General features: G+C 59.9%; 16 protein-coding genes. 7 read left to right on the forward strand and 9 right to left on the reverse strand.

Annotated elements, in window-relative coordinates; genetic code table 11:
* The first annotated feature begins 74 nt into the window (after positions 1–74).
* The 6 genes from H4I97_RS17270 to trxA all read left to right on the forward strand — a co-directional run bounded on the left by H4I97_RS17270 (position 75) and on the right by trxA (position 11,942).
* Positions 75–2,564, forward strand: a complete 2,490-nt coding sequence (locus tag H4I97_RS17270; protein WP_244658800.1) for a PAS domain-containing sensor histidine kinase — start codon at positions 75–77, stop codon at positions 2,562–2,564.
* Entirely contained in the window at positions 2,561–4,078 is a 1,518-nt protein-coding gene (tsaE, locus tag H4I97_RS17275) for a tRNA (adenosine(37)-N6)-threonylcarbamoyltransferase complex ATPase subunit type 1 TsaE (RefSeq protein WP_182305822.1), read from the forward strand. Before H4I97_RS17270 ends, tsaE begins: the two co-directional genes overlap by 4 nt.
* A 5-nt stretch (positions 4,079–4,083) precedes the next feature.
* On the forward strand, positions 4,084–4,809 hold the full coding sequence (locus H4I97_RS17280; protein ID WP_182305823.1) for a nucleotidyltransferase family protein: 726 nt from the start codon (positions 4,084–4,086) through the stop codon (positions 4,807–4,809).
* 10 nt (positions 4,810–4,819) lie between these two features.
* Positions 4,820–8,008 (forward strand): double-strand break repair protein AddB, encoded by a 3,189-nt coding sequence (addB, locus tag H4I97_RS17285; RefSeq protein WP_182305824.1) that lies wholly within the window; start codon positions 4,820–4,822, stop codon positions 8,006–8,008.
* Positions 7,998–11,549: a double-strand break repair helicase AddA gene (gene addA, locus H4I97_RS17290; protein WP_182305825.1), complete on the forward strand. Its 3,552-nt coding sequence runs from the start codon at positions 7,998–8,000 to the stop codon at positions 11,547–11,549. Before addB ends, addA begins: the two co-directional genes overlap by 11 nt.
* A 72-nt stretch (positions 11,550–11,621) precedes the next feature.
* Positions 11,622–11,942, forward strand: a complete 321-nt coding sequence (gene trxA / locus H4I97_RS17295) for a thioredoxin (RefSeq protein WP_182305826.1) — start codon at positions 11,622–11,624, stop codon at positions 11,940–11,942.
* A 53-nt stretch (positions 11,943–11,995) separates the two neighbouring features.
* Here the strand turns inward: trxA and H4I97_RS17300 are convergent, their stop codons facing one another.
* The 8 genes from H4I97_RS17300 to H4I97_RS17335 form a co-directional block, all read right to left on the reverse strand.
* Complete coding sequence (locus tag H4I97_RS17300) at positions 11,996–13,339, reverse strand: bifunctional folylpolyglutamate synthase/dihydrofolate synthase (RefSeq protein WP_244658671.1); 1,344 nt, start codon at positions 13,337–13,339, stop codon at positions 11,996–11,998.
* A gap of 72 nt (positions 13,340–13,411) precedes the next feature.
* The gene (accD, locus tag H4I97_RS17305; protein WP_182305827.1) at positions 13,412–14,272 is read right to left on the reverse strand and encodes an acetyl-CoA carboxylase, carboxyltransferase subunit beta; all 861 of its coding nucleotides are present in this window, start codon (positions 14,270–14,272) and stop codon (positions 13,412–13,414) included.
* Positions 14,273–14,310: 38 nt separating this feature from the next.
* Complete coding sequence (gene trpA / locus H4I97_RS17310) at positions 14,311–15,150, reverse strand: tryptophan synthase subunit alpha (protein WP_182305828.1); 840 nt, start codon at positions 15,148–15,150, stop codon at positions 14,311–14,313.
* Position 15,151: 1 nt separating this feature from the next.
* The gene (trpB, locus tag H4I97_RS17315; RefSeq protein WP_182305829.1) at positions 15,152–16,372 is read right to left on the reverse strand and encodes a tryptophan synthase subunit beta; all 1,221 of its coding nucleotides are present in this window, start codon (positions 16,370–16,372) and stop codon (positions 15,152–15,154) included.
* A complete protein-coding gene (locus H4I97_RS17320; protein ID WP_182305830.1) occupies positions 16,369–17,043 on the reverse strand; it encodes a phosphoribosylanthranilate isomerase in 675 nt (224 codons plus the stop codon). Before H4I97_RS17320 ends, trpB begins: the two co-directional genes overlap by 4 nt.
* A gap of 72 nt (positions 17,044–17,115) precedes the next feature.
* Positions 17,116–17,868, reverse strand: a complete 753-nt coding sequence (locus tag H4I97_RS17325) for a M48 family metallopeptidase (protein ID WP_182307700.1) — start codon at positions 17,866–17,868, stop codon at positions 17,116–17,118.
* An 86-nt stretch (positions 17,869–17,954) separates the two neighbouring features.
* Positions 17,955–18,380, reverse strand: coding sequence for a DUF2852 domain-containing protein (locus tag H4I97_RS17330; protein WP_182305831.1), 426 nt, complete (start codon positions 18,378–18,380; stop codon positions 17,955–17,957).
* Positions 18,381–18,506: 126 nt separating this feature from the next.
* A complete protein-coding gene (locus H4I97_RS17335) occupies positions 18,507–19,784 on the reverse strand; it encodes a polyhydroxyalkanoate depolymerase (RefSeq protein ID WP_182305832.1) in 1,278 nt (425 codons plus the stop codon).
* 246 nt (positions 19,785–20,030) lie between these two features.
* Between H4I97_RS17335 and H4I97_RS17340 the strand changes: the two genes are divergently transcribed.
* Complete coding sequence (locus H4I97_RS17340) at positions 20,031–20,630, forward strand: nitroreductase family protein (protein ID WP_182305833.1); 600 nt, start codon at positions 20,031–20,033, stop codon at positions 20,628–20,630.
* Positions 20,631–20,681: 51 nt separating this feature from the next.
* Here H4I97_RS17340 and gyrB read toward each other — a convergent pair whose 3' ends face one another.
* Positions 20,682–23,117 (reverse strand): DNA topoisomerase (ATP-hydrolyzing) subunit B, encoded by a 2,436-nt coding sequence (gyrB, locus tag H4I97_RS17345; RefSeq protein WP_182305834.1) that lies wholly within the window; start codon positions 23,115–23,117, stop codon positions 20,682–20,684.
* Positions 23,118–23,133: the final 16 nt, after the last annotated feature.

Raw genomic sequence — 23,133 nt, forward strand, 5'->3', positions numbered from 1 at the left:
GAGATAATCCGTGCGGGCGGGGCACGGTGCGCAGTAGTCGTATACGGCGCCTGCTCGCACGCAGTCCGAAGCTCGTGGACAGCGGTGAGACGCGTGGGGTCGCCCTGCTGCAATGGCGGAGAGCCTATCTCGCAGGCACGATGCTTGCCGGCATGCTCCTGCCGGCGATCGCAAAGGCGGAAGCGGTTCCCGGCCAGACGCAACGACTCTTCACATCCGTCGAAATGGTCGGTTTTTCGCTTGTCATCGGCATCCTCTCCGCCGCGCTGCTGTCGGCGGTTTGGCTCATCCGCCAGCGTGGCGCGCTCGAGGCTGAAAGTCATGAGATGCGCTCTGCGCTCTCCGACGCGAAGCAACGAATTTCCCGCTACCAGGCAATCATCGCGGACAAGAACAGACGCATCGTCATCTGGGACGGCAACGACCGCAAACCTGAATTCCTCGGCCAGCTCCCCGGCGAAACGGGTGCTCCACAGGCAGACAACGAATTTCTGGCTTTCGGTCGCTGGCTCAAGCCATCCTCCGCCGGCGAACTGGACAAGGCGATAGAGCGGCTGCGTTTCGATGCCCAGTCCTTCGACCTGATCGTCGAAACGACGCGTCAGGAAGTGATAGAAGTGCAAGGACGGCTGTCAGGCGGTCGGGCCTTTGCACGGTTCGTAGCCCTCAACAATCTCCGCGCCGAGCTCGCGGAGCTAAAGATCGAACGATCCCGATTGAAAGCCTCCATCGCGACCTTCGAAGCACTTCTCGACGCGATCGAGCAGCCGGTCTGGCAGCGCGATGCGGAAGGACGACTGGTCTGGGTCAACCAAGCCTACTCCGAGGCGGTGGAAGCCAGCTCGCCCACCCAGGCAATCGACGAGGCCCGGGAGATCCTGGGGACTGTCTCCCGGGAAAGGATTCGAGCGACATCGACGCCCGAATCACCGTTCCACGAGAAGGTCTCCACTGTCGTGCGCGGCAATCGGACCTTCTTCGACGTCGTTGATGCAAGAAGCCCGTCGGGTTCCGGCGGCATGGCAATCGACATCTCGCAAGCTGAAGCATTGCGCGAAGAGCTTGTTCGTACCCTCAAAAGCCACGCCGACACGTTGGACCACCTGGCCACGCCGGTGGCAATCTTCGATGGGGACCGCCGGCTCCAGTTCTACAACCAGGCCTTCGCCCAATTGTGGCAGCTCGACACACCGTTCCTTGAAGCGCGTCCGGACAACAGCGAATTTCTTGATCGGCTGCGAGCGGCAAAGAAGCTGCCTGAGCAACTCAACTGGAAGAATTGGAAGGAAAACGCCCTTTCCGTCTACCGGTCCTTCGAGACACAGACCGATCTTTGGCACCTTCCAAACGGTCAAATCCTGCGCGTCATCGCCTCGGCGCATCCACAAGGCGGTGCAACCTGGGTTTTTGAAAACCTCACGGACCAGGTGGACCTCGAGACCCGCTACAACACGCTGGTGCGTGTGCAGGGCGAGACAATCGATCACCTCTCCGAAGGTGTTGCGGTCTTCGGTCCCGACGGGCGCATTCAGCTCTCCAACCCGGCCTTCCGCGCGCTCTGGGGCATCACCGAGGCGGAAGCCGCGCCGGGAACCCATATCCGCAGCATCGAGGCGGCCTGTGCACCGTCCTACGACAAGCCGGACGGATGGAAGGCGTTCAGCAAGATGATCACGAGCTTCGACGACGAGCGTCCGTCGAGCCAGGGAACCCTCGAGCTTTATTCAGGCCTTGTGCTCGATTTCGCGGTGACGCCGCTTCCGAACGCACAGACCATGCTGACCTTTGTGAACATGACCGACAGCGTGCGTGCAGAACGCGCCCTGAAGGAAAAGAACGAAGCCCTGCTGAAAGCGGACGAACTCAAGAACGAGTTCGTGCAGCATGTCTCCTATGAGCTGCGCTCCCCGCTTACCAACATCATCGGCTTTACCGACCTGCTCAAAACGCCGGTCGTCGGACCTCTGAACGAACGTCAGGCGGAATATATAGATCATATCTCGACCTCGTCGGCCGTCTTGCTGACGATCGTCAACGACATTCTCGATCTGGCAACGGTCGACGCGGGCATCATGCGGCTCGAATATGCCGAGATCGATCTGAACGACCTTCTCGATGACGTATCGATGCAGATGACCGACAGGCTGCAGGAAAATAACGTCGCACTGGACATCAACGCGTCGGCTCATCTCGGACAGATCGTTGCGGATCCGCAGCGACTGAAACAGATCCTGGTCAAGCTTTTGACCAATGCAGTCAACTTCTCGCCGGAAGGCGCCATCGTCAATCTCAGATGCTGGCGCGAGGGCACTGACTTCGTCTTCGACGTAACCGACCGCGGTTGCGGCATTCCTCAGGACGTCCTTGCCACGGTCTTCGACCGTTTCTCATCGAACGGCAAGGGCGGCAAGCGTACCGGTGCGGGCCTCGGACTTTCGATCGTCGAAAGCTTCGTCAGCCTGCACAACGGCACAGTCTCCATCGACAGCGATCCCGGTCGCGGCACCACGGTCCACTGTCAAATCCCGTCGGCTGCCGTCCCGCAATCCGTTGCCGCAGAATGAGTTCGAACAGCCTCACACTCTTTCTAGCTGCAGAGGACGAGACGCGTCGTCTCGGCGAAGATCTTGCGCTTGCCGTCACGACCGGAGATTGCCTTGCACTTTCCGGTGATCTGGGCGCAGGCAAGTCCACGCTGGCGCGCGCGCTCTTGCGTGCAATAGCCGATGACGACAGCCTCGAGGTACCGAGCCCGACGTTTACTCTCGTTCAGAACTACGACCTTCGGCTCCCGCTTGCTCACTTCGATCTCTATCGCCTGAGCGACGAAATGGAATTGGAGGAGATCGGTTTCAGCGATGCACTCGATACCGGCGTCTGTCTCGTCGAGTGGCCGGAGAAGGCCGGACACGCACTGCCGGCGGACCGCATCGATATCCAGCTTGATTTCGAGAGAGGCGGGCGCCGCGTAACCATTTCCGCCTCACCCCAGCGGCTCCAACGGATCGAGCGTAAGCTGGCCATTCGCCACTTCCTTGATGGGCGCGGCTATCGCGGATCTACCCGCCGCCACTTGATTGGTGACGCCTCCACCAGGGCGTATGAATATCTCTATACGACCAAGGGCGATCGCCTGGTCCTCATGGACGCGCCGCGACGACCAAACGGCCCTCCCATTCGCGATGGAAAGCCTTACTCGCAGATTGTCCATCTTGCGGAGGACGTTTATCCGTTCGTCGCCATCGCCACGAGCCTGCGAGAGCGCGGCTTCAGCGCGCCACAGATCGTGGAAAGTGACTGTGAAGCAGGGATTCTGCTTCTCGAAGACCTTGGTGCGGAAACCATCCTCGACGAGAATGGAAAGCCGCTTCCCGAACGTTACCGCGCCGCCGTCGCCTGCCTTGCACAGATGCACGACACCACCTTCGACCGCTATATTTCGCTGCCGGGCGGTCACGTCCATTACGTGCCGGACTATGACAGGACGGCGATGAAGATGGAGGTCGAACTCCTGATCGACTGGCACCTCCCCTGGAAGCGAAACGGCACCCCTGCCACCGCTTCGGAGCGTGCCGAATACCTGGCGATCTGGGACAGACTGATCGACGAGCTCGACGACGCCGAAAAGACGCTGGTCCTGCGGGACTTTCATTCACCAAATATCCTGTGGCGTGCCGGCGAAGAGGGTATACGACGCGTCGGACTCATCGATTTCCAGGATGCAATGATCGGGCCTTCGGCTTACGACGTGGTTTCCATCGTGCAAGACGCACGCGTTACCGTCGAACGTGATCTCGCCGACGAGTTGACAAAAGAATACGTAAAGTTGCGGCAAGCCCGGGGCCTGTTTGACGAGAATGCGTTCCGCAAGGCGTGGTCGATCATGTCCGCGCAAAGAGCCTGCAAGCTTGCGGGTCTTTGGGTGCGGCTGCTTCAGCGTGATAAAAAGCCCGGCTACATCAAGCACATGCCGCGGACGCTGTGGTATCTTGGCATCGCGTTCGAGCATCCGGTCCTTGCCCCTTTACGAGAATGGTGCGTAAAGGCTGGGATTGAGACAGCCGAATCAGCTCAGTAAGACGAATGAAGATCACTGACGCAATGGTGCTTGCTGCCGGACTCGGGACCCGGTTGCGACCTGTCACCGACACCATTCCCAAACCGCTCGTGAAGGTAGCCGGGAAGGCGATGATAGAGTACGCGCTCGACCTGCTTGCCGACGCCGGCGTGGAGCGCGTGGTGGTGAATGTCCACCACCACGCCGAACAGATGATCGACTATCTGGAAAGCTATCCACGGCTGCAAGTCATCGTCTCCGACGAACGGGAAGCGTTGATGAACTCAGGCGGCGGGCTCGCCAAGGGCCTGCGCCTCCTTGGCGACGCGACGGTCTTCGTCATGAATGCGGATCTGTTCTGGATCGGTGACAAACGCAACCACGGGAGCAATCTCGAGCGGCTCGCCAGCTTCTTTGATCCCGCACGCATGGATATGGCGCTTCTTTGCGCTGATCCCGATCACACGAGCGGCCACAACGGCAAGAACGACTTCAATCTCGATGAGCAAGGACACTTGACGCGTTACCAGCCGGGAGATGCGCGTCCCGTCGTCTATGCCGGCGCGCTCGTCATGAACCCGTCTCTCCTGGCCGATGCTCCGCCCGATGCCTTCAACCTCAACATCTATTTCGACCGTGCCATCGCCAAAGGTCGCCTCTTCGGGCTAACATTGAACGGACACTGGATAACGGTAGGAACCCCGGAGGCGATCGGCGAAGCTGAAGACGCGATCCGGAGCCTGCAAAATTAGGGTTTGTGTAATGGCGAGGGCGTTTGAGCCGCGCGTTCTGACGATCCCGCCGGGCCTGCCTTTCCTCAAGGTGCTCGCGCGAAAGCTCATCGACGGAGAACTTGCACCCGGCTACAAATACGACCCCGTCGATCCTCTGTCGCTCGCAAAGGTCACGGTCCTCGTCCCCACCCGACGTGCGGCACGTGTATTGCGGTCGGAATTCGTCGATCTTCTCGGTGGCCGATCAGCGATTCTTCCCGTGATTCGCCCGCTGGGTGAAATGGACGAAGACGGTGGCTTCTTCGAAGTGGACAATCCTGTCGCCTTCGATCTCGCGCCGCCGGTCAACGGAACGGTCATGCTGCTGGAGCTCTCGCGCCTCGTTCTCGCCTGGCGCAACCAGTTGCCGGAAATAGTCCGTAACATTCACTCCGATACACCCTTGGTGGCGCCGGCGAGTCCGGCCGACGCGATCTGGCTCGCCCGTGCCCTGACCGAACTCATCGAGGCCATCGAGACCGAGGAACGGGATTGGTCCGACCTCGAAAAACTCGACAAGGAGGATTTCGCGTCATGGTGGCAGCTCACGCTCGCCTTTCTGCGGGTTGCTACGACCTTCTGGCCGGCGCGCCTGGAGGAGCTCCGGCGCTCGTCTCCACACGGACATCGAAACGCACTTCTCCGCAGCGAGGCAGTACGCTTGGCAGACGCCGCAGAGGGACCGATCATCGTCGCCGGTTCGACCGGCTCGATTCCCGCCGCTGCCGATCTCATTGCCACCGTCGCCCGCCTGCCGCAAGGCGCAGTCGTACTGCCTGGTCTCGACCTCTCCATGCCGGAAGCGGACTGGAAGAACGTGGGAATAGAAGACTCCAAGCACACTCTGCAGGATCCCGCAGGTCGGAGCCACCCACAGTATGGCCTGAGCAGATTGCTTCGGCATTTGCAGATCACCCGGTCGGACGTGACCGAACTCGCGGCTGCCCCGCCTGTACTCGCAGACCGCGCGGAAGTCCTTTCACGCGCCATGGCGCCCGCCTCCGCAACCGCCAATTGGAACGCGTGGCACTCCGAGTTCGGCCTTGACCGCATCCGAAAGGCTTTTGGTGAGGTCGCACTCATTGAAGCTGCGAATGAACGAGAGGAAGCCACAGCGATCGCCATCGCCCTCCGGCTCGCTTTGGAGAAACCCGGCGCCGACGGAGACAGTAAGGCTGCCCTCATCACGCCCGATCGCAATCTTGCGCGGCGCGTTGCGGCGGAACTCGCCCGCTTCGGAATTATCGCCGATGATTCCGCCGGAACACCGCTCAGCGCGACGCCACAAGGTACACTGACACAGCTGCTGCTGGAGGCTACGTTACGCCCCGGCGATCCGGTTCCAGTCGTATCTCTGCTCAAGCATCCCCTCGCCCGCTTTGGATTCGAACAGGACGGATACGACGAAGCAATCCAGGCGCTGGAGATGATAGCGCTGCGCGGCGGAACGCACGGCATCGATATCACGAGCCTGCAGCCGCTTTTCGACACCCGTTGCGAGGAACAGAAGGTTGACCGTCATCCGCCGCAGTGGCGGCTCTCACTGACCAAAACCGCGGTCGACGCAGCGCGGGATCTTGCCGCGGCGATCGGCACCGCGGTCGAGCCGCTCGCGAGCATGCTGGTGCGTCGGGATGGACATAACAGTCTTTCGGCCAAAGCCGGTCTCGCGGAATGGGCGCGACGGACCGGGCAGTCTCTGGAAGCCGTCTGCCGCGGACCGGACGGCGACCTTGCCCCGCTCTGGAGCGAGGAAGCCGGTGACAAGCTGGCGAGCCTTCTTGGTGAGATCATGGAGGCAGACGGTCAGATCGAGGCAGACGGACCACAATGGATCGACATCATGACTGCGCTTGCCGCGGGCGAAGCCGTCAAGCCGAAGGCGCTAAGGCACCCGCGTGTCTTCATATTCGGCACGCTCGAGGCTCGTCTCCAGAGTGTCGATATGCTGGTGCTCGGAAGTCTCAACGAAGGCTCCTGGCCGGGGCAGACCACAAACAATCCGTTTCTGTCACGCGTGATGAAGGCGGAAATCGGACTTGAGCCACCGGAACGACGTATCGGTCAGCTCGCTCACGACTTCGAAATGGCGAACGGAACACGGAACATCATCTATTCGCGCTCCCTGCGTCAGGGCTCGGCCCCGACCGTCGCCTCTCGTTGGCTGCAGCGGCTTCTGGCGCTCGGCGGACCTGCCTTGGCGCGCGACTTGAAAGAACGCGGCGACCAGTATCGGCGCTTCACCGATTTGATCGATCGCGGCAGCGAGCAACAGCCCGCGCAAAGGCCAGCTCCGAAGCCGCCCGCCGAACTGCAACCAAAAAGCTTCTCCTTTTCCGAAGTCGGACGTCTGCGGCGTGATCCATATGCGATCTACGGACGGCGGATATTGAGGCTCGATCCCCTCAAGCCGTTCAACACCGATCCCGGTGCCGCCGAAAGGGGAACGCTCTATCACCGTATCCTGGAGTGTTTCGTTCGCGAAGAGCATTCACCGAATGCCAAGGAAGCGCTGCAGGCCATGCTGGCCATCGCCGACCGTTGTTTCGACGCCGAAAACCTGCCGGTTCACGTCGACGTCGTCTGGCGGCAGCGTTTCCGAGAAATCGCGCGTTCATATCTTGCCTGGGATGCGGCGCGGCGTCCTTCGATACGCCGCATTCTCACGGAGGTTCCCGCCGGAGTCGAACTTCCGGCAGCGGGTATACGTCTGACCGGCATCGCCGACCGCCTAGACCTAAAGACAAGCGGCGGCGTCGATATCATCGACTACAAGACAGGGCTAAGCCCCAGCGTACAGCAAGCCCGCAGCCTTCTCGATCCCCAGCTTGCGCTCGAGGCGGCGGCGCTCATGACCGGCGGCTTCCGTCAGGTCGGCCCGCTGTCCCCCGAAAACCTTGTCTATGTACGGCTGCGGCCGGGGGAACGTTTCCGTGCAGACGTCGTCAATAACGAGGAGAACGGGCGAGGAGACAACAAGAAGTCCGCCACAGAACTCGCTGAACAGGCGCTCGGTGAGCTGACCCGGCTGGTGAGCTTGCTGCGTTCAGGCGAACGGGGCTTCGTTTCCCGTCTCATCCCCGCCCAGCAAAATGACTTTGGCGGAGAGTACGACCATCTTGCGCGGGTGGCGGAATGGTCGACGGCAGAGGGGGAGGAATCGTCCAATGACGAATGAACCCACCGATCTGCCTGCGGGTGATGATCCGTTTGTCTGGATCAACTGGACAACGGCACAGCAGGCACTTGCGTCCGATCCCGCCCGCTCGGCCTGGGTTTCGGCCAATGCCGGATCAGGAAAGACCCACGTACTGACACAAAGGGTCGTTCGGCTTTTGCTGGCCGGCGCGAGACCTGCATCCATTCTCTGCCTTACTTATACCAAAGCCGCTGCGTCCGAGATGTCGAACCGTGTGTTCGAGAGGCTCGCCGAATGGGCAACGCTTCCTGACGACGATCTCGCCACTCGCATTGGCGAAATCGAAGGCGAGGCTCCCGATCGACCAAAGTTGTTGCAGGCACGTCAACTCTTCGCACGCGCACTGGAGACGCCCGGCGGACTAAAGATTCAGACGATCCATGCCTTCTGCGAAGCCCTGCTGCATCAATTCCCGCTCGAAGCCAACGTAGCCGGACACTTCTCTGTCCTCGACGACAGGGCGGCAGCTGCGGTACTCGCCGACGCCCGGCGGAGTTTGCTGACCGCGACCTCGACAGAGGAAGATCCGGAACTTGCCGACGCGTTCTCGCGTATCCTCAGCATTTCAGACGAGAGCGGGCTGGAGGCCCTACTCGGCGAAATCGTTGCAAACCGCCACGCGATCCGTCGCTTCCTTTCGGCCTCACACCGGCTGGGCGGACCGGACCTCACTCTCCGTCGGGGCCTGGAGTTGGAACCAGAGGCGACGGAGGCCACACTTACTTCCTGCTTCTGGCCGCTCCCGGAGCTTTCGGGTGCGACGCTCTCCGAATATCTGTTGCTTGCAAGAGACAAGGGTGGCGAACGTGCTCGCGAGATCGCCGATGCTCTTGCCGCCGCTTCTCTGGAAGCGGACGGCCTCCTCCGTATCAAGCATCTCGAAAAGGCATTCTACACCTCAACCGGAAGCCCGCGTGCCGACAGTACACTCTGCACCGCAGCCATGACAAAAGCGATGCCTGATCTCCGCGAGCGGCTCGTTTCCGCCCGTGATCATGTTGCTGCCTGTCATGCGCGCCTCTCCACCTTCCGGATGTATGAGGCAACCAAAGCCGCGCTAACGCTCGCGAAACGGCTCGATCGCGATTATGAACACCTTAAGAAAGCACGCAGTCAGCTCGATTTCGAAGACCTGATCGAGCGCACGGCCAGCCTTCTCACCCGTGGAGATGTCGGCCCGTGGGTTCATTACAAGCTCGATCAGGGAATTGACCATATCCTTGTCGACGAGGCACAGGATACAAGCCCCATACAGTGGGCAGTGATCCGATCGCTGCGGGAAGATTTTTTCTCCGGCCTCGGAGCGAAGGCACTGAGCCGCACGTTCTTTGCCGTAGGGGACGAAAAACAGTCCATCTACTCGTTTCAGGGAGCACGCCCCGAACGCTTTTCCGAAGAGGCGACCGTTGCTGCCCGGCTCGTGTCGTCCAGCGGCGAGCGCTTCAGTGCTGTCCGCCTCCCTCTTTCGTTTCGTTCGACGTCGGCGGTGCTCTCGGCGGTCGACCAGGTGTTTTCTGTCGACGAGAACGCCCGCGGCCTCAGCGCCTTGAACGAGTCGGTCGTCCATATGTCCAGCCGCACCGGCCACCCGGGTGCCGTCGACCTATGGGAAGTGATCGCTCCCGAGATCAATGAGACAAGCGACGACTGGACAGCGCCCTTCGATGCCACGCCCGAGAGTGCGCCCTCTGCTGTGCTGGCTCGCCGCATCGCTTACCGGATCGAGCAAATGGTCGGCCGCGAGACAATCATTGAAAAGGGAGTCGAGCGGCCGATCCGGCCAGGCGACATCCTGGTGTTGGTTCGCAAGCGGGATTCCTTCGTCAATGCACTCACCCGTGCACTCAAGCGGCGAGACAATATTCCGGTCGCGGGCGCCGACCGATTGCGCCTGACCGGGCATATCGCCGTGCAGGATCTGCTTGCGCTCGGCCGTTTCGTCCTGCTGCCAAACGACGACCTTTCGCTCGCAGCGCTGTTGAAAAGTCCCCTCTTCGATCTGAGTGAAGAAGACCTGTTCGAACTCGCTGCAACGCGTCCACCCGAAAGCAGCGTCTGGTCTGCTTTGCAGAGGCACGCGGACGACGACAGCGGCAAGTGGCGCTCGGCCGCCGACCGACTTGCGAGGTGTATTTCGCTGTCACGGAACCTGTCTGTCCACGATTTCTATGCACGCATCCTCGGCTCCGAAGGCGGCAGACGCGCCTTCCTTGCACGTCTCGGAAGCGAGGTTACCGACATCCTCGACGAGTTCCTCAACTCCTCGCTGACATTCGAAACGGCCGGGCTTCCGGGTCTGCAGTCGTTCGTCTCGGCACTCGAAACGGAGGCGCCGGAGGTCAAGCGTGAGCATGACAAGGATCGGGACGAAGTGCGGATCATGACAGTTCACGCTTCGAAAGGCCTTGAAGCGCCCGTGGTCTTCCTCGTGGACGGCGGATCGAAGGCATTCAATCACACGCACGTGTCGAAGCTCCGCCTCGTCGAGGCAGGCATGGAGGCACCGCTTCCGGCGTGGGTCCCGGTCAAGTCCCTGGAGAACCCAGTAATCGCTGCCGACACCGAGCGCCTGAGACGGCTGGCTGAAGAGGAGTACCGTCGACTCCTATATGTGGCGATGACGCGGGCCGCAGATCGACTGTTCGTATGCGGCTACCGTGGCAAGCAGGAGCCGAAGGATACCTGGCATCAGATGATCTCCGAGGCGCTGGGACGCTCCGACGACTACTGCACAGAAGCCCGGTTCGAAGGCCCAGAAGGAAAATGGAGCGGGTTGGAATGGCGCCTGCCGACGCCTCCCAGAGCGTTCGACCTTCATCAACAAAGCGAGAGCGAACGTCCTGACGTGTCACTTCCCGACGCATTGTTTCGGCCGTTGCCGCCGGGACCTCATCTTCCCCGGCCGTTAAGTCCCTCCGGCGCCGGCGCCTTCATCGATGACGCCGGGGAGGACCTCACAGTGTGGAGTCCGCTGTTCAGCGAGAAGACGGACAACGGCATAGCACTGCAGAAGGGCAAGCTCACTCACCGGATGCTGCAGGTTCTGCCTTCCCTTCCGGTCGACGAGCGCGACGCCGCCGCACGACGCTACGCCGAACGCGCAGCACGGTTCTGGCCAGCCGGTGAGCGCGAACGGCTGGTGAAAACAGTCCTCACGATCCTCGACCATCCCGATCTCGCGCCTGTGTTTTCACCCCTCGCGCAAGCGGAGGTCTCCATAATGGGAACCGTCATGATCGACGGGCAGCCGCGAGCTGTTTCGGGGCGCATCGATCGTCTGGCCGTCACGGATGACCGGGTAATCCTTCTCGATTTCAAGACGAACCGTTCACCGCCGAGAACCATGGACGCCATACCCTTCAGCCATCGCGCGCAGCTTGCGATCTACCGAGAGCTTCTGAAACCTCTCTATCCACAGAAGGAAATCGAATGTCTGCTGGCTTACACCGAAGCCGGTACCGTCGTGGCGGTGCCTGTCGCGGAGCTAATGCGGACGCTTGCTGACCTCAAGACTTCGTGAAATATCATATCTTGAAAAACAATCGCGAGGGCCTCAGATAACCCTCCAACACGACCGGAAAAGGAGCAGCCTATGGCCACGGTAAAAGTCGACAATTCCAACTTCCAGACGGAAGTCCTCGAGTCCGCTCAGCCGGTGGTCGTCGACTTCTGGGCCGAGTGGTGCGGTCCGTGCAAAATGATTGCACCGAGCCTGGAAGAGATCTCGAACGAGATGGCGGGTAAGATCAAGGTTGCCAAGATCAACATCGATGAGAATCCGGAGCTTGCCGCCAAGTTCGGCGTTCGCTCCATTCCGACTTTGGCCATCTTCAAGGGCGGAGAAGTAGCGGATATCAAGGTCGGTGCCTCGCCAAAGACGGCGCTGGCGAGCTGGATCTCCAGCGCCGCCTGACCTCGCCCGGATCAGCTCGAAATAGATGAAGCCCGGCCTTGTCCGGGCTTCATTTATTTGGGCGGCGTTCCGTTGTCCGCGAGTACGTTGCCGACAAGGTAAAGCGAACCACCAATCAGGATCCGCGGTGCAGCCTCGCCTGCCGTCAGGCGATTCCCAATAGCCTGTAGAGAATCCGCCACCGAAGATATCGGCGACGCCTGCAAGCCGGCATCTGATGCGGCTTGCGCCAGGGCGACAGGATCCAGCGCGGCATCGGTCCCTCTGATCGGAACCGTGAAAACCTCTTGGGCCAGGCCAGCAAAGGCCTGGAAATAGCCGACAGGATCCTTCGTGTTGATCATTCCTGTGATCAGATAGAGCGGACGCGGCTGCTTTTCCTCGAGACCCGCCATGGCCTCCGCGATGACCTCACCTGCGCCGGGATTATGGCCGCCGTCGACCCATATTTCGGCGCCAGTCGGCGCGTGAGCCAAAAGCGTACCTGCAACAAGCCGCTGCAAGCGGCCCGGCCATTCAACCGATGTCATTGCTTTCTCGGCCATTGCCTCTGTTACGTCGAAGCCTGCCGCCTTCACCGCACGGATCGCCGCCGCTGCGTTAGCGTATTGATGACGCCCAGGCAATCGTGGCAACGGCAGGTCCGAGAGACCGAATTCGTCCTGATAGATCAGGCGCCCTTGCTCCTCATAGGCGAGGAAATCCTGCCCGTAGATCGAAACCGGACAGCCGATGCGCTCCGCCGTTGATATAAGAACGTCGCGGGCGTCGTCATATTCCTGATGCCCGATCACAACCGGACAACCACGTTTCATGATACCTGCCTTCTCCGCCGCGATCAGTTCGACCCGATCACCGAGATAGGATTGGTGATCCAGCGATATCGGCATGATCACCGACACGGCAGGATGTTCGATGACATTGGTCGCATCGAAACGACCACCCAGGCCGACCTCTACGATCGCGACATCCGCCGGATGCTCCGAAAACAGAATGAATGTGACGGCCGTCAGAATCTCAAAAACAGTGATCGCTTGCCCGCCGTTTGCTTCCGCAACCCGACGGAGCGCATCTGCGAACACCGTATCGTCAACCAACTCTCCTCTGCCACCTTTCTGACCGATGCGATAGCGTTCATGCCAGCGGACGAGATGCGGTGAGGTATGGACGTGGACACTGAGCCCGCCAGCCTCGAGGATCGCGCGGCAGAATGCCGTGACCGAGCCCTTACCGTTGGTGCCGGCAACATGGATCACCGGCGGCATCCGCAGATGAGGATTGCCGAGCACTTCGAGCAGACGGCGGATGCGGCTAAGAGAGAGATCGAATCCCTTGGGATGCAATCCCATGAGCTTGTCGATCTCGTGCTCTGCCTCACTGAATGCAGGCTTGTTCATAACGGATTCCGCACTCCGGGCTTGCCGGAGAGAGTTCGGGGTGAGCTGCCTTTTCCTCTCGAAAGCGGAACGTCAGGCAGCCATCGGTTGCCTCATCATCATGCGGAGCAGCCGGGCAAGAAGGGCCGGGATATCGTGCCTCTTGGCGACCATGTCTACCATGCCGTGTTCGAGCAGGTACTCAGAGGTCTGGAAGCCTTCCGGCAGCTTCTCGCGAATCGTCTGTTCGATCACACGCTTGCCGGCAAAGCAGATCTCGGCGCCTGGCTCGGCGATATGGAGGTCACCCAGCATCGCATAGGACGCCGTCACGCCACCGGTGGTGGGATTGGTCAGGACGACGATGTAGGGAAGTCCGGCTTCTTTCAGCATTTCCACAGCAACAGTCGTTCGCGGGAGCTGCATGAGCGAAAGAATACCTTCCTGCATTCGCGCCCCGCCGGAAGCAGGGAACATGACGAGCGGGCATTTCTCGGCAACAGCACGCTCGAACGCCTTCACGATGGCCTCGCCGGCAGCAATTCCGAGCGAGCCACCCATGAAGTTGAATTCATGGACAACGGCTACGAGCTTAACGCCTTCGACCGTTCCGAGACCAGCGAGGATCGTGTCTTCCTGCTCCGTCTTCAAGCGGCTGTCTTTCAGGCGATCTGTGTATTTTTTTGAGTCGCGAAATTTCAGCGGATCCTGTGCGACCTTCGGCTGCGGCAAAGCCTCGTAGGCTCCGTTGTCGAAGAGGTCGAGGAGCCGCGCTTTCGCCGGCATCTTCATGTGATAGCCGGACGACGGGATCACCCACTTGTTCTCTTCGAGGTCTTTGTGAAAGACCATCTCGCCGGTTTCGGGGCATTTGATCCAGAGGTTTTCCGGAACCTCACGGCGGCCGAGCATGGAATTGATGCGCGGCCGCACGTAGTTGGTAATCCAGTTCACGTCACTAAACTCCTGACTGATGTCACCGATATGGGGTGTTATTCTGCTGCGGCAAGCCGGGCGGCCCGGACACCGGTCGCCAGCCCCTGCACCAGGGTCGCGACGGCCTGCACGGTATCCGCACTCGCTGTTCCGTCCTTGTTGAGGCTCAACGCGACCTGATTCACGATCGCGGTGCCAACCACAACACCATCGGCATTGGCGCCGATCAGACGCGCATGTTCAGCCGTCTTGACACCAAAGCCGACGCAAATCGGCAAGTCGGTATGCGCCTTGATGCGATTGACGGCTGCAGCCACCTTGGACGGATCCGGCAAGGCGGAGCCGGTGATGCCCGTCATGGATACATAGTACACGAAGCCCGACGTGTTCCTCAGTACTGTCGGAAGGCGTCGGTCATCCGTTGTCGGTGTCGCCAGGCGGATGAAGTTGATGTCTTTCCTGCGAGCAGGGATGCAAAGCTCGTCATCCATTTCCGGCGGCAGGTCTACGACGATGAGGCCGTCAATGCCCGCCTCCAGCGCCTCGTCGAGGAACTTCTCGACTCCGAATACATAGATAGGGTTGTAGTAACCCATCATGACGATCGGCGTGTGCTGATTTCCCTTCCGGAAATCACGCGCCAACTGAAGCGTCTTCTTCAATGTCTGTCCGGACTTCAGTGCCCGCTGGCCTGCCATCTGGATCGCAGGGCCATCCGCCATCGGGTCGGAAAATGGCATGCCGAGCTCGATCACGTCGGCACCGGCCTCTGGCAAAGCCTTCATGATTGCAAGCGAAGTCTCGAAGTCAGGGTCGCCGCCCATGAAGTAGGTGATCAGCGCCGGCCGGCCTTCCGCCTTCAGCTCGGCAAACTTCTTATCCATACGTGCGGTCATTTCAGAGCTCCATGCCGAGGATCTTGCCGACGGTGAAGATATCCTTGTCACCGCGACCGGAGAGATTGAGCAGGATCACCTGATCCTTGCGCATCGTCGGCGCCCGCTTGATAACCTCGGCAACGGCGTGCGACGGCTCAAGGGCCGGAATGATCCCCTCAAGTTTCGTCAGCAGCTGGAAGGCTTCGAGTGCCTCTCCATCCATGATCGGGACATACTCGGCGCGGCCGGTATCGTTCAGCCAGGCATGTTCCGGCCCGATGCCCGGATAGTCGAGACCTGCGGAAATGGAGTGCCCTTCCTTGATCTGGCCGTCGGTATCCTGGAGAAGATAAGTCCGGTTGCCATGCAGGACACCCGGGGAACCCGCGGTAATCGACGCACAATGCTCATCACCGGAAAGCCCCTTTCCGCCTGCCTCGACCCCGACGATCTTGACGTCAGCATCATCAAGGAACGGATGGAAGATGCCAATCGCGTTCGAACCACCGCCGACGGCAGCGATAACGAGATCGGGAAGCTTGCCCTCTGCGTCCAGAATTTGCTCGCGCGCTTCCTTGCCGATCACCGACTGGAAGTCCCGAACCATCTCCGGATAGGGATGCGGACCCGCTGCGGTGCCGATCAGGTAATAGGTGTCCTCGACGTTCGTGACCCAGTCCCGAAGCGCCTCGTTCATGGCATCCTTGAGAGTACCATGTCCCGAGGTCACCGGTTTGACCTCTGCACCCAGCAGCTTCATGCGGAAGACATTCGGCGCCTGGCGCTCAACATCAGTCGCGCCCATGTAGACCACGCAGGGAAAACCGAACCGCGCGGCGACGGTAGCCGAGGCGACGCCATGTTGGCCGGCACCGGTTTCGGCGATGATGCGTTTCTTGCCCATACGCTTGGCGAGGAGAATCTGGCCAATGCAGTTGTTGATCTTGTGCGAGCCGGTATGGTTGAGTTCCTCGCGCTTGAAATAGATCTTCGCGCCGCCGAGGTGCTCGGTCAGGCGTTCCGCGAAATAAAGCGGGCTTGGCCGTCCAATGTAGTGGGCGCCAAGCCCGGCGAGCTCGGCCTGAAATTCCGGATCGTTCTTAGCCTTTTCCCACTCTGCCTGCAGATCAAGGATCAACGGCATCAGGGTCTCGGCCACGAAGCGACCGCCGTAGATACCGAAACGTCCATCTTCATCCGGACCTTCACGATAGGAATTCGGTGATAGTGTCTGGTTCACTTCGTGCTCCCTGAAACCGGCTCAAGCGCAGAGGCGCGTTTCACTGCCGCAAAAAACTCGTCGATCATCGCGATGTCCTTCACACCAGGCGCGCGCTCAACACCTGAGGAGACGTCGATACCGCCGGCACCTGTCTCGCGCAGGGCCTCCGCTACGTTGTCCTTATTGAGGCCGCCGGAAAGCATATACTCGACGCTGCCGTCAAGCGTGCGCAGCACACGCCAATCAAAAGGAACGCCATTGCCACCAGGCAATTCCGAGCCGCTCGGCGCCTTTGCATCGAAGAGAAACCGATCGGCTATACCGATATACGGCTCGATCCTTTTCAGATCATCCGGTTCCCGGATCGAAAACGCTTTCATGATGGGAAGCCCGTAAAGCGCCTTCAGCATGAGAAGACGTTCCGGGCTCTCCTTCCCGTGCAGCTGGAGGATATCAGGCTTCAGCAAATCCACGATTTCATCGAGCTCATCGGTATCGGCATCGACCGTCACTGCGACGATCTTACTGCGTCCGCGCACGCGATCAGCCAGCGCACCGGCGATCTCAGGTTCGATGTTGCGTGGACTCTTCTCGAAAAAAATGAAACCGACATGAGTCGCGCCGCGTTCAACCGCGCGGTCGACCGCCTCCGACGTTTTCAATCCGCAGATCTTGATATCCGGCATCATGGCAGCGAAGTCGCACGAAAACACAAAAGAGTCGAGCCAAATTGCGACAATCGCCGCTCGCCCTTGCCCATACTAGCCAAAGTCGATGGCGTGCAGCTGCGCACCGTGCCGCTTCAGCCAAGCCTTCGCCTCGTCCATCGCCGGGCACAGCTCTCCGCAGAGGGCCCAGAAAGCGGCGCTGTGGTTCATCTCCCGCAAGTGGGCGACCTCGTGGGCTGCGAGATAATCAATGACGTTCGGCGGAGCCATGACGATACGCCAGGAGAAGCTCAGATTGCCGTCCCATGAACAAGAGCCCCAGCGGCTGCGCGTATCCTTCATCGTCAGCGAACGAACGGGCCGCCTGACGCGCGAGGCATGCGTGGCCACGAGCTTCTCCAGATCCCGACGCGCTTCCTTCTTGAGAAAGGTCGCTATCCGGCGACCGATATGTTCCTCCATGCCGCTCACCCTCAGAAAGGATTGACCGTCGATCACGATGGTTTCCGTAATGCCTCGTAGAAGACCCGTATGTATGATCCGGTGAGGCACACCGCGGATGGCTATCTCGGCGTCATGTCGGAGCGTCTTTTCCGAGCCGTAACGCGCCAGACGCGTCGTCAACCAACCTTGATGGCGTTCGAGGAACTCATCGACTTCCCAATGATGCAAGCCGCGCGGCACTGTCATCTTCAAGGCTCGACCGCCTGGCTCGATCCTCAGGGTAATTCTTGTGGCGCGCGGATTTTGCCGGATTGTCAGCGGCATCTCTCGACCGTTGACCTGCAGCACCCGCTGCTGCGGCACCGCCTTCGGTCGCGTCGATTTCTTCAGGAGCTGAAACATAGGTCTTGTTTGTATCCGATTCGCCATCGGGACGCGAAAAAACCGGCATCCACGGATGCCGGCCCCGGTCATGATGCAGCAGATGTTTACGTCGCCGGTTGAACAGGCCCTTCGCCGGGACGTTTCGCCGCTTCGCGGTCCTTCATGAAGCGGTTGAACTCCTCCTGGTCCTTTGCCCGCCTCAGCTCCCGCAGATAAGCGTCGAATTCTTCCCGCATTTCGTCGAGCTTGCGCCGTTCAGCCTCCAACCGCTCAAGCTCTGCCTTTCGCCAATCGTCGAAAGCAACATTGCCGGACGTGAAATGCGGCCCGCGATAGCGACCGTGGCGGCAACGGCCGAACATGCCGTCGACCGTCATATTCGCCTCGCGTTTGAAATTCCGAAAACGGTCGCCGAACAGAATGTAGGCAAGCATGGCAAGGCCCAAAGGCCAAAATACGATGAAACCGAGCACCATGAGCGCAACGGTCGCCGGCGTCCAATCCGGACGAAGCAATGCAGACTGGTTCATTGTCGATGATCCTCGTTTCGCGGACGCGACATGCTGCCCGCTGACAACGATGTGGGAAGGAGCCGTGCCCGCTTCAAGGATAATCTGCCAAAACTAGGCCTACCGCCCGTCGCGTCGTTCGTTCGGTCAGGCCGAACGACCACCTTTGATCACGCCCTTGACGGCGGATTGCTTCTTTCCCCGTGCGTGTTCGTTCGCAAAGGCAAGGATGCGGGGGGCTATTTCCTTGCGGAACCGCGAACCATTGAAGACACCATAGTGGCCGACATCCGGCTGCAGATAATGCATTCGCTTAGCTTCCGGGATGTTCGGGCAAAGCGATTGGGCTGCTCGCGTCTGACCGACGCCGGATATGTCGTCGTTCTCGCCCTCCACGGTAAGGAGCGCCACATTGCGGATAGCCGTTGTATTCACCGGCTTGCCACGATGCGTCATCTCCCCTGTCGGCAGAGCATGCCGAATAAATACGGTCTCTACGGTCTGCAGATAGAATTCGGCTGTCAGGTCCATGACGGCCAGATACTCATCATAGAAATCACGGTGCTTCTCGGCAGAGTCGCCGTCGTTCTTGACCAGGTTCACAAAGAAATCCTTGTGCGCGATCATATGCCTGTCGAGGTTCATCGACATGAAGCCGGAGAGCTGCAGGAAGCCCGGATAGACGGCACGCATGAAGCCCGGCTGCGGCCATGGGACATTCATGATGACATTGTCTCTGAACCATTCGAGCGGCCTGTTCTTTGCCAGCTCGTTGACCGCGGTGGGATTGATCCGCGTGTCGATGGGACCACCCATAAGCGTCATGGTGGCCGGAGCAAGAGGATCGCCATTCGCTTCCATGACCGCAACCGCGGCCAGAACGGGAACCGAGGGTTGGCACACCGCAACAACGTGGGTATCGGGCCCGAGGTAGTGCAGAATGTCGATCACGTAGTCGATATAGTCGTCGAGATCAAAGGCTCCGTCGGTGACCGGAACCATCCGCGCGTCGATCCAGTCTGTAATATAAACATCTGCTCCCGGAAGGAGCGCCTCCACGGTGCCGCGCAGGAGCGTAGCATAATGTCCGGACATTGGAGCGACGAGAACGATCTTGGGATCGGAATGACCGGCGGGCAGCTGGCGATCGAAATGGATGAGATTGCAGAAAGGTCTGCTCCAGACGACCTGCTCCTTTACGGCGACCGGTCGACCACCGATCTGGGTAAACGGCAGACCGAACTCGGGTTTGCCGTAACGTCGTGTCACGCGCTCAAAGACCTCGAAGCCTGCTGCAAGTGTTCGTCCGACGACAGTGTGTGCCACGGGATTAAGCGGATTCCTGTAGGCAAGGCGCATTGCGTCGGCCGTGGCCCGGAACGGGGCCATCGCGGCATGGTTCAATTCATAGAGCTGATAGAACATGAGCGCTCTTGCCTTTCGGTGATCGTCGAACGCCGGATGTGCCGACGGCTTAGGTAGAAGAATTATCAGAGTTCACTGCATAAGTAACGAATTTGTTGCCGCGCAAAAAACACCCTCGCAGGGCAACATCAAGGCGGTTCTCGGATGACCTTTTGCTTGCGCGCAGTCGAATGACGCCCGATGATCGGACGCCATTACCGGATCGTAGACGTTCACCAACCAACAGGATCGGGACGAGAGAATTTCATGACGAGCAGCAATCATCGGCACTCCGATTTAGACATCAATCCCCTCTTTCTCGACCGTTGGTCGCCCCGCAGCTTTTCGGGGGAGCCCATACCGAAAGAGACACTACTTACCATGCTCGAGGCTGCCCACTGGGCACCTTCTGCTTCGAACTATCAGCCGTGGCGCTTCGTCTACGCGCTGCGTGGCACTGACGGCTTCGACAGGATTCTCTCTGTCCTGGCTGAGTCAAATCAAGTCTGGGCGAAGTCCGCCTCCGCCCTCATCATCATCTTCTCGGACATGCTGAACCGAAAGGACGATGGCTCCGAACCGAAGCCTTTCCGCAGCCATAGCTTCGATGCCGGAGCAGCGTGGGCGATGCTGGCTCTTCAGGCCGTGTACTCCGGCTATTACGCGCACGGTATGGGCGGAGTCGATTTCGACAGGGCGATCGACGTTCTCAAAGTTCCGCCGGGTTACCGCGCGGAAGCTGCCGTCGCGATCGGCAGACTCGCCGACAAAAACCTGCTGCCGGAAAACCTGCAGGCACGAGAGATCCCGAGCAACCGCAAACCGCTCAGCGCCGTGGCCTTTGAAGGTCTGTTTCAGTCCACATGACGCCGAAATTGTTTCACGTGAATCATCGTTAACCGATGATTCACGCTCCTATCAGATGTCGAGATTGGCGACGCTCAGTGCATTGTCCTGGATAAACTCGCGTCGGGGCTCGACCTCGTCACCCATCAAGCGCGAGAACAGTCCATCGGCGTCGGTCGCATCGGTGACCTTCACCTGAAGCAGCGAACGGACGTTCGGATCGAGCGTCGTTTCCCAGAGCTGCTCGGCGTTCATTTCGCCGAGGCCTTTATAACGCTGCATCGAAAGACCTTTTCGGCCGGCCGCAAAGATGGCATCGAGCAAGGCACGAGGACCCGACATCTCCTGCTGTCCATCCTTTCTGGAAAGTACGGGCGGAACGCCGTAAACTTCCCGCAGCCTCGCTGACAGCTGGTCGATGTGACGCGCGTCGGCCGAGCCGATGAGGGCGACATCGACGAAAGCCGCTTCTTTAACACCGCGGACCATTCGCTCGAAACGCAGTCCGCCTTCATCGGTTACATGGCCGGTCCAGCCGCGCTCCGTCTCCTCAGCGATCAGATCGAGCCGACGTGCAACTTCCGCTGCGGTCTGTTCCGCGCGTTCGCGATTCCCCGTCAGTTCCGGGTTAAGTGCCCCCGCAATTGCCGCCTGCTCGATCACGTTACGGTTGTAGCGGGAGTGCAGACCCTCGATCAGAGACCGCAACCGCAGAGCGTCCTGAATGACCTCGCGAAGATCGGAAGCCGCACGAACCTCGCCGCTGCCGAGCGTAAGTCGCGCATCCTCGAGACCCATCGTGATGAGGTAATCTTCGAGCGCTTTTTCGTCCTTCAGGTATTGAACCGACTTGCCGCGAGTCACTTTATAGAGCGGCGGCTGCGCAATGTAGAGGTGGCCGCGCTCGATCAGTTCCGGCATCTGGCGGAAGAAGAAAGTCAGCAGAAGCGTGCGGATGTGGGCGCCGTCGACATCGGCATCGGTCATGATGATGATCTTGTGATAACGCAGCTTGTCTGCGTTGAACTCATCCTTGCCGATCGACGTGCCGAGCGCCGTGATCAACGTTCCGATTTCCTGGCTCGACAGCATCTTGTCGAAACGCGCACGCTCGACGTTCAGGATCTTACCGCGCAGGGGCAGGATAGCCTGTGTCTCGCGTGAGCGTCCCTGTTTTGCTGATCCACCTGCGGAATCGCCCTCGACAAGGAAGAGTTCGGATTTGGACGGATCACGCTCCGAACAGTCGGCAAGCTTGCCCGGCAACGATGCGATGTCCAATGCACCCTTGCGGCGGGTCAATTCACGCGCCTTGCGCGCGGCCTCGCGAGCCGCAGCTGCCTCGACGACCTTGCCGACCAGAATCTTAGCATCACCCGGATGCTCCTCGAGCCACGTGCTGAGGGCTTCGTTGACGAGGCTTTCGACCACAGGGCGGACCTCGGACGAGACGAGCTTGTCCTTTGTTTGCGAGGAGAACTTCGGATCCGGGACCTTTACCGAAAGAACTGCAGTCAGTCCTTCGCGACAATCGTCGCCGGTCAACGTCACCTTCTCCTTCTTCATGATCCCGGAACTATCGGCATACGAGACGATCTGACGGGTCAGTGCCCCGCGGAAACCGGCCATGTGCGTACCGCCATCCCGCTGCGGAATATTGTTCGTGAAGCAGAGGACGTTCTCGTGATAGCTGTCGTTCCACCACATGGCGACTTCGACGGTGATGCCGTCCTTTTCACCCCTAATGGCAACCGGCTGTTCCACCAGTGGCTTCTTTGAGCGGTCGAGATAGCGGACAAAGGCTTCCAGGCCTCCGTCATAGATCATCTCTTCCTGGCGGACATCGGATTTGCGCTTGTCGGTCAGCAGGATACGGACACCGGAATTGAGGAACGCCAGTTCGCGAAGCCGGTGTTCCAGCGTGCTGTACTCGAATTCGATATTGGTGAACGTCTCCGGACTCGGCAGGAACGTAACCTCTGTGCCCGATCGACCTTCGTACTCGCCACTGACCCGGAGCGGAGCGTCGGCGACACCGTGCGTAAAGCAGATTTCGTGAATCTTGCCGCCACGGCGGATCTTGAGTACCAGCTTGGTCGACAGGGCATTGACGACCGAAACACCGACCCCGTGAAGACCGCCCGAGACCTTGTAAGAGTTCTGGTCGAACTTGCCGCCGGCATGGAGCTGCGTCATGATCACTTCGGCGGCGGACACCCCTTCCGACGGGTGAATGTCCGTCGGAATTCCACGACCATTATCCGTGACGGTAACAGAGCCATCCGCGTTCAGCGTGACAGTGACGATATCGGCATGGCCCGCCAACGCCTCGTCGATCGCGTTGTCGACGACTTCGTAAACCATGTGGTGCAAACCGGAACCGTCATCGGTGTCGCCGATATACATGCCGGGGCGCTTGCGCACGGCATCCAGACCTTTCAGCACCTTGATCGACTCTGCCCCGTATTCAGCGGAAGCAGTGTTCTCAGTTACCGGCGTCTCACTCATTCAACGATCTTTCCAG

Source organism: Ciceribacter thiooxidans (assembly GCF_014126615.1).
Taxonomy (GTDB): Bacteria; Pseudomonadota; Alphaproteobacteria; order Rhizobiales; family Rhizobiaceae; genus Allorhizobium; species Allorhizobium thiooxidans.

Excerpts from the sequence above, each read along its gene's own strand:
- H4I97_RS17340 (WP_182305833.1), top strand. The coding sequence starts at position 20,031 with ATGACGAGCAGCAATCATCGGCACTCCGATTTAGACATCAATCCCCTC.
- tsaE (WP_182305822.1), top strand. The coding sequence starts at position 2,561 with ATGAGTTCGAACAGCCTCACACTCTTTCTAGCTGCAGAGGACGAGACG.
- H4I97_RS17335 (WP_182305832.1), bottom strand. The coding sequence starts at position 19,784 with ATGTTCTATCAGCTCTATGAATTGAACCATGCCGCGATGGCCCCGTTC.
- H4I97_RS17280 (WP_182305823.1), top strand. The coding sequence starts at position 4,084 with ATGAAGATCACTGACGCAATGGTGCTTGCTGCCGGACTCGGGACCCGG.
- addB (WP_182305824.1), top strand. The coding sequence starts at position 4,820 with ATGGCGAGGGCGTTTGAGCCGCGCGTTCTGACGATCCCGCCGGGCCTG.
- trxA (WP_182305826.1), top strand. The coding sequence starts at position 11,622 with ATGGCCACGGTAAAAGTCGACAATTCCAACTTCCAGACGGAAGTCCTC.
- H4I97_RS17325 (WP_182307700.1), bottom strand. The coding sequence starts at position 17,868 with ATGTTTCAGCTCCTGAAGAAATCGACGCGACCGAAGGCGGTGCCGCAG.
- trpA (WP_182305828.1), bottom strand. The coding sequence starts at position 15,150 with ATGACCGCACGTATGGATAAGAAGTTTGCCGAGCTGAAGGCGGAAGGC.
- H4I97_RS17300 (WP_244658671.1), bottom strand. The coding sequence starts at position 13,339 with ATGAACAAGCCTGCATTCAGTGAGGCAGAGCACGAGATCGACAAGCTC.
- gyrB (WP_182305834.1), bottom strand. The coding sequence starts at position 23,117 with ATGAGTGAGACGCCGGTAACTGAGAACACTGCTTCCGCTGAATACGGG.
- H4I97_RS17330 (WP_182305831.1), bottom strand. The coding sequence starts at position 18,380 with ATGAACCAGTCTGCATTGCTTCGTCCGGATTGGACGCCGGCGACCGTT.
- H4I97_RS17320 (WP_182305830.1), bottom strand. The coding sequence starts at position 17,043 with ATGATGCCGGATATCAAGATCTGCGGATTGAAAACGTCGGAGGCGGTC.
- addA (WP_182305825.1), top strand. The coding sequence starts at position 7,998 with ATGACGAATGAACCCACCGATCTGCCTGCGGGTGATGATCCGTTTGTC.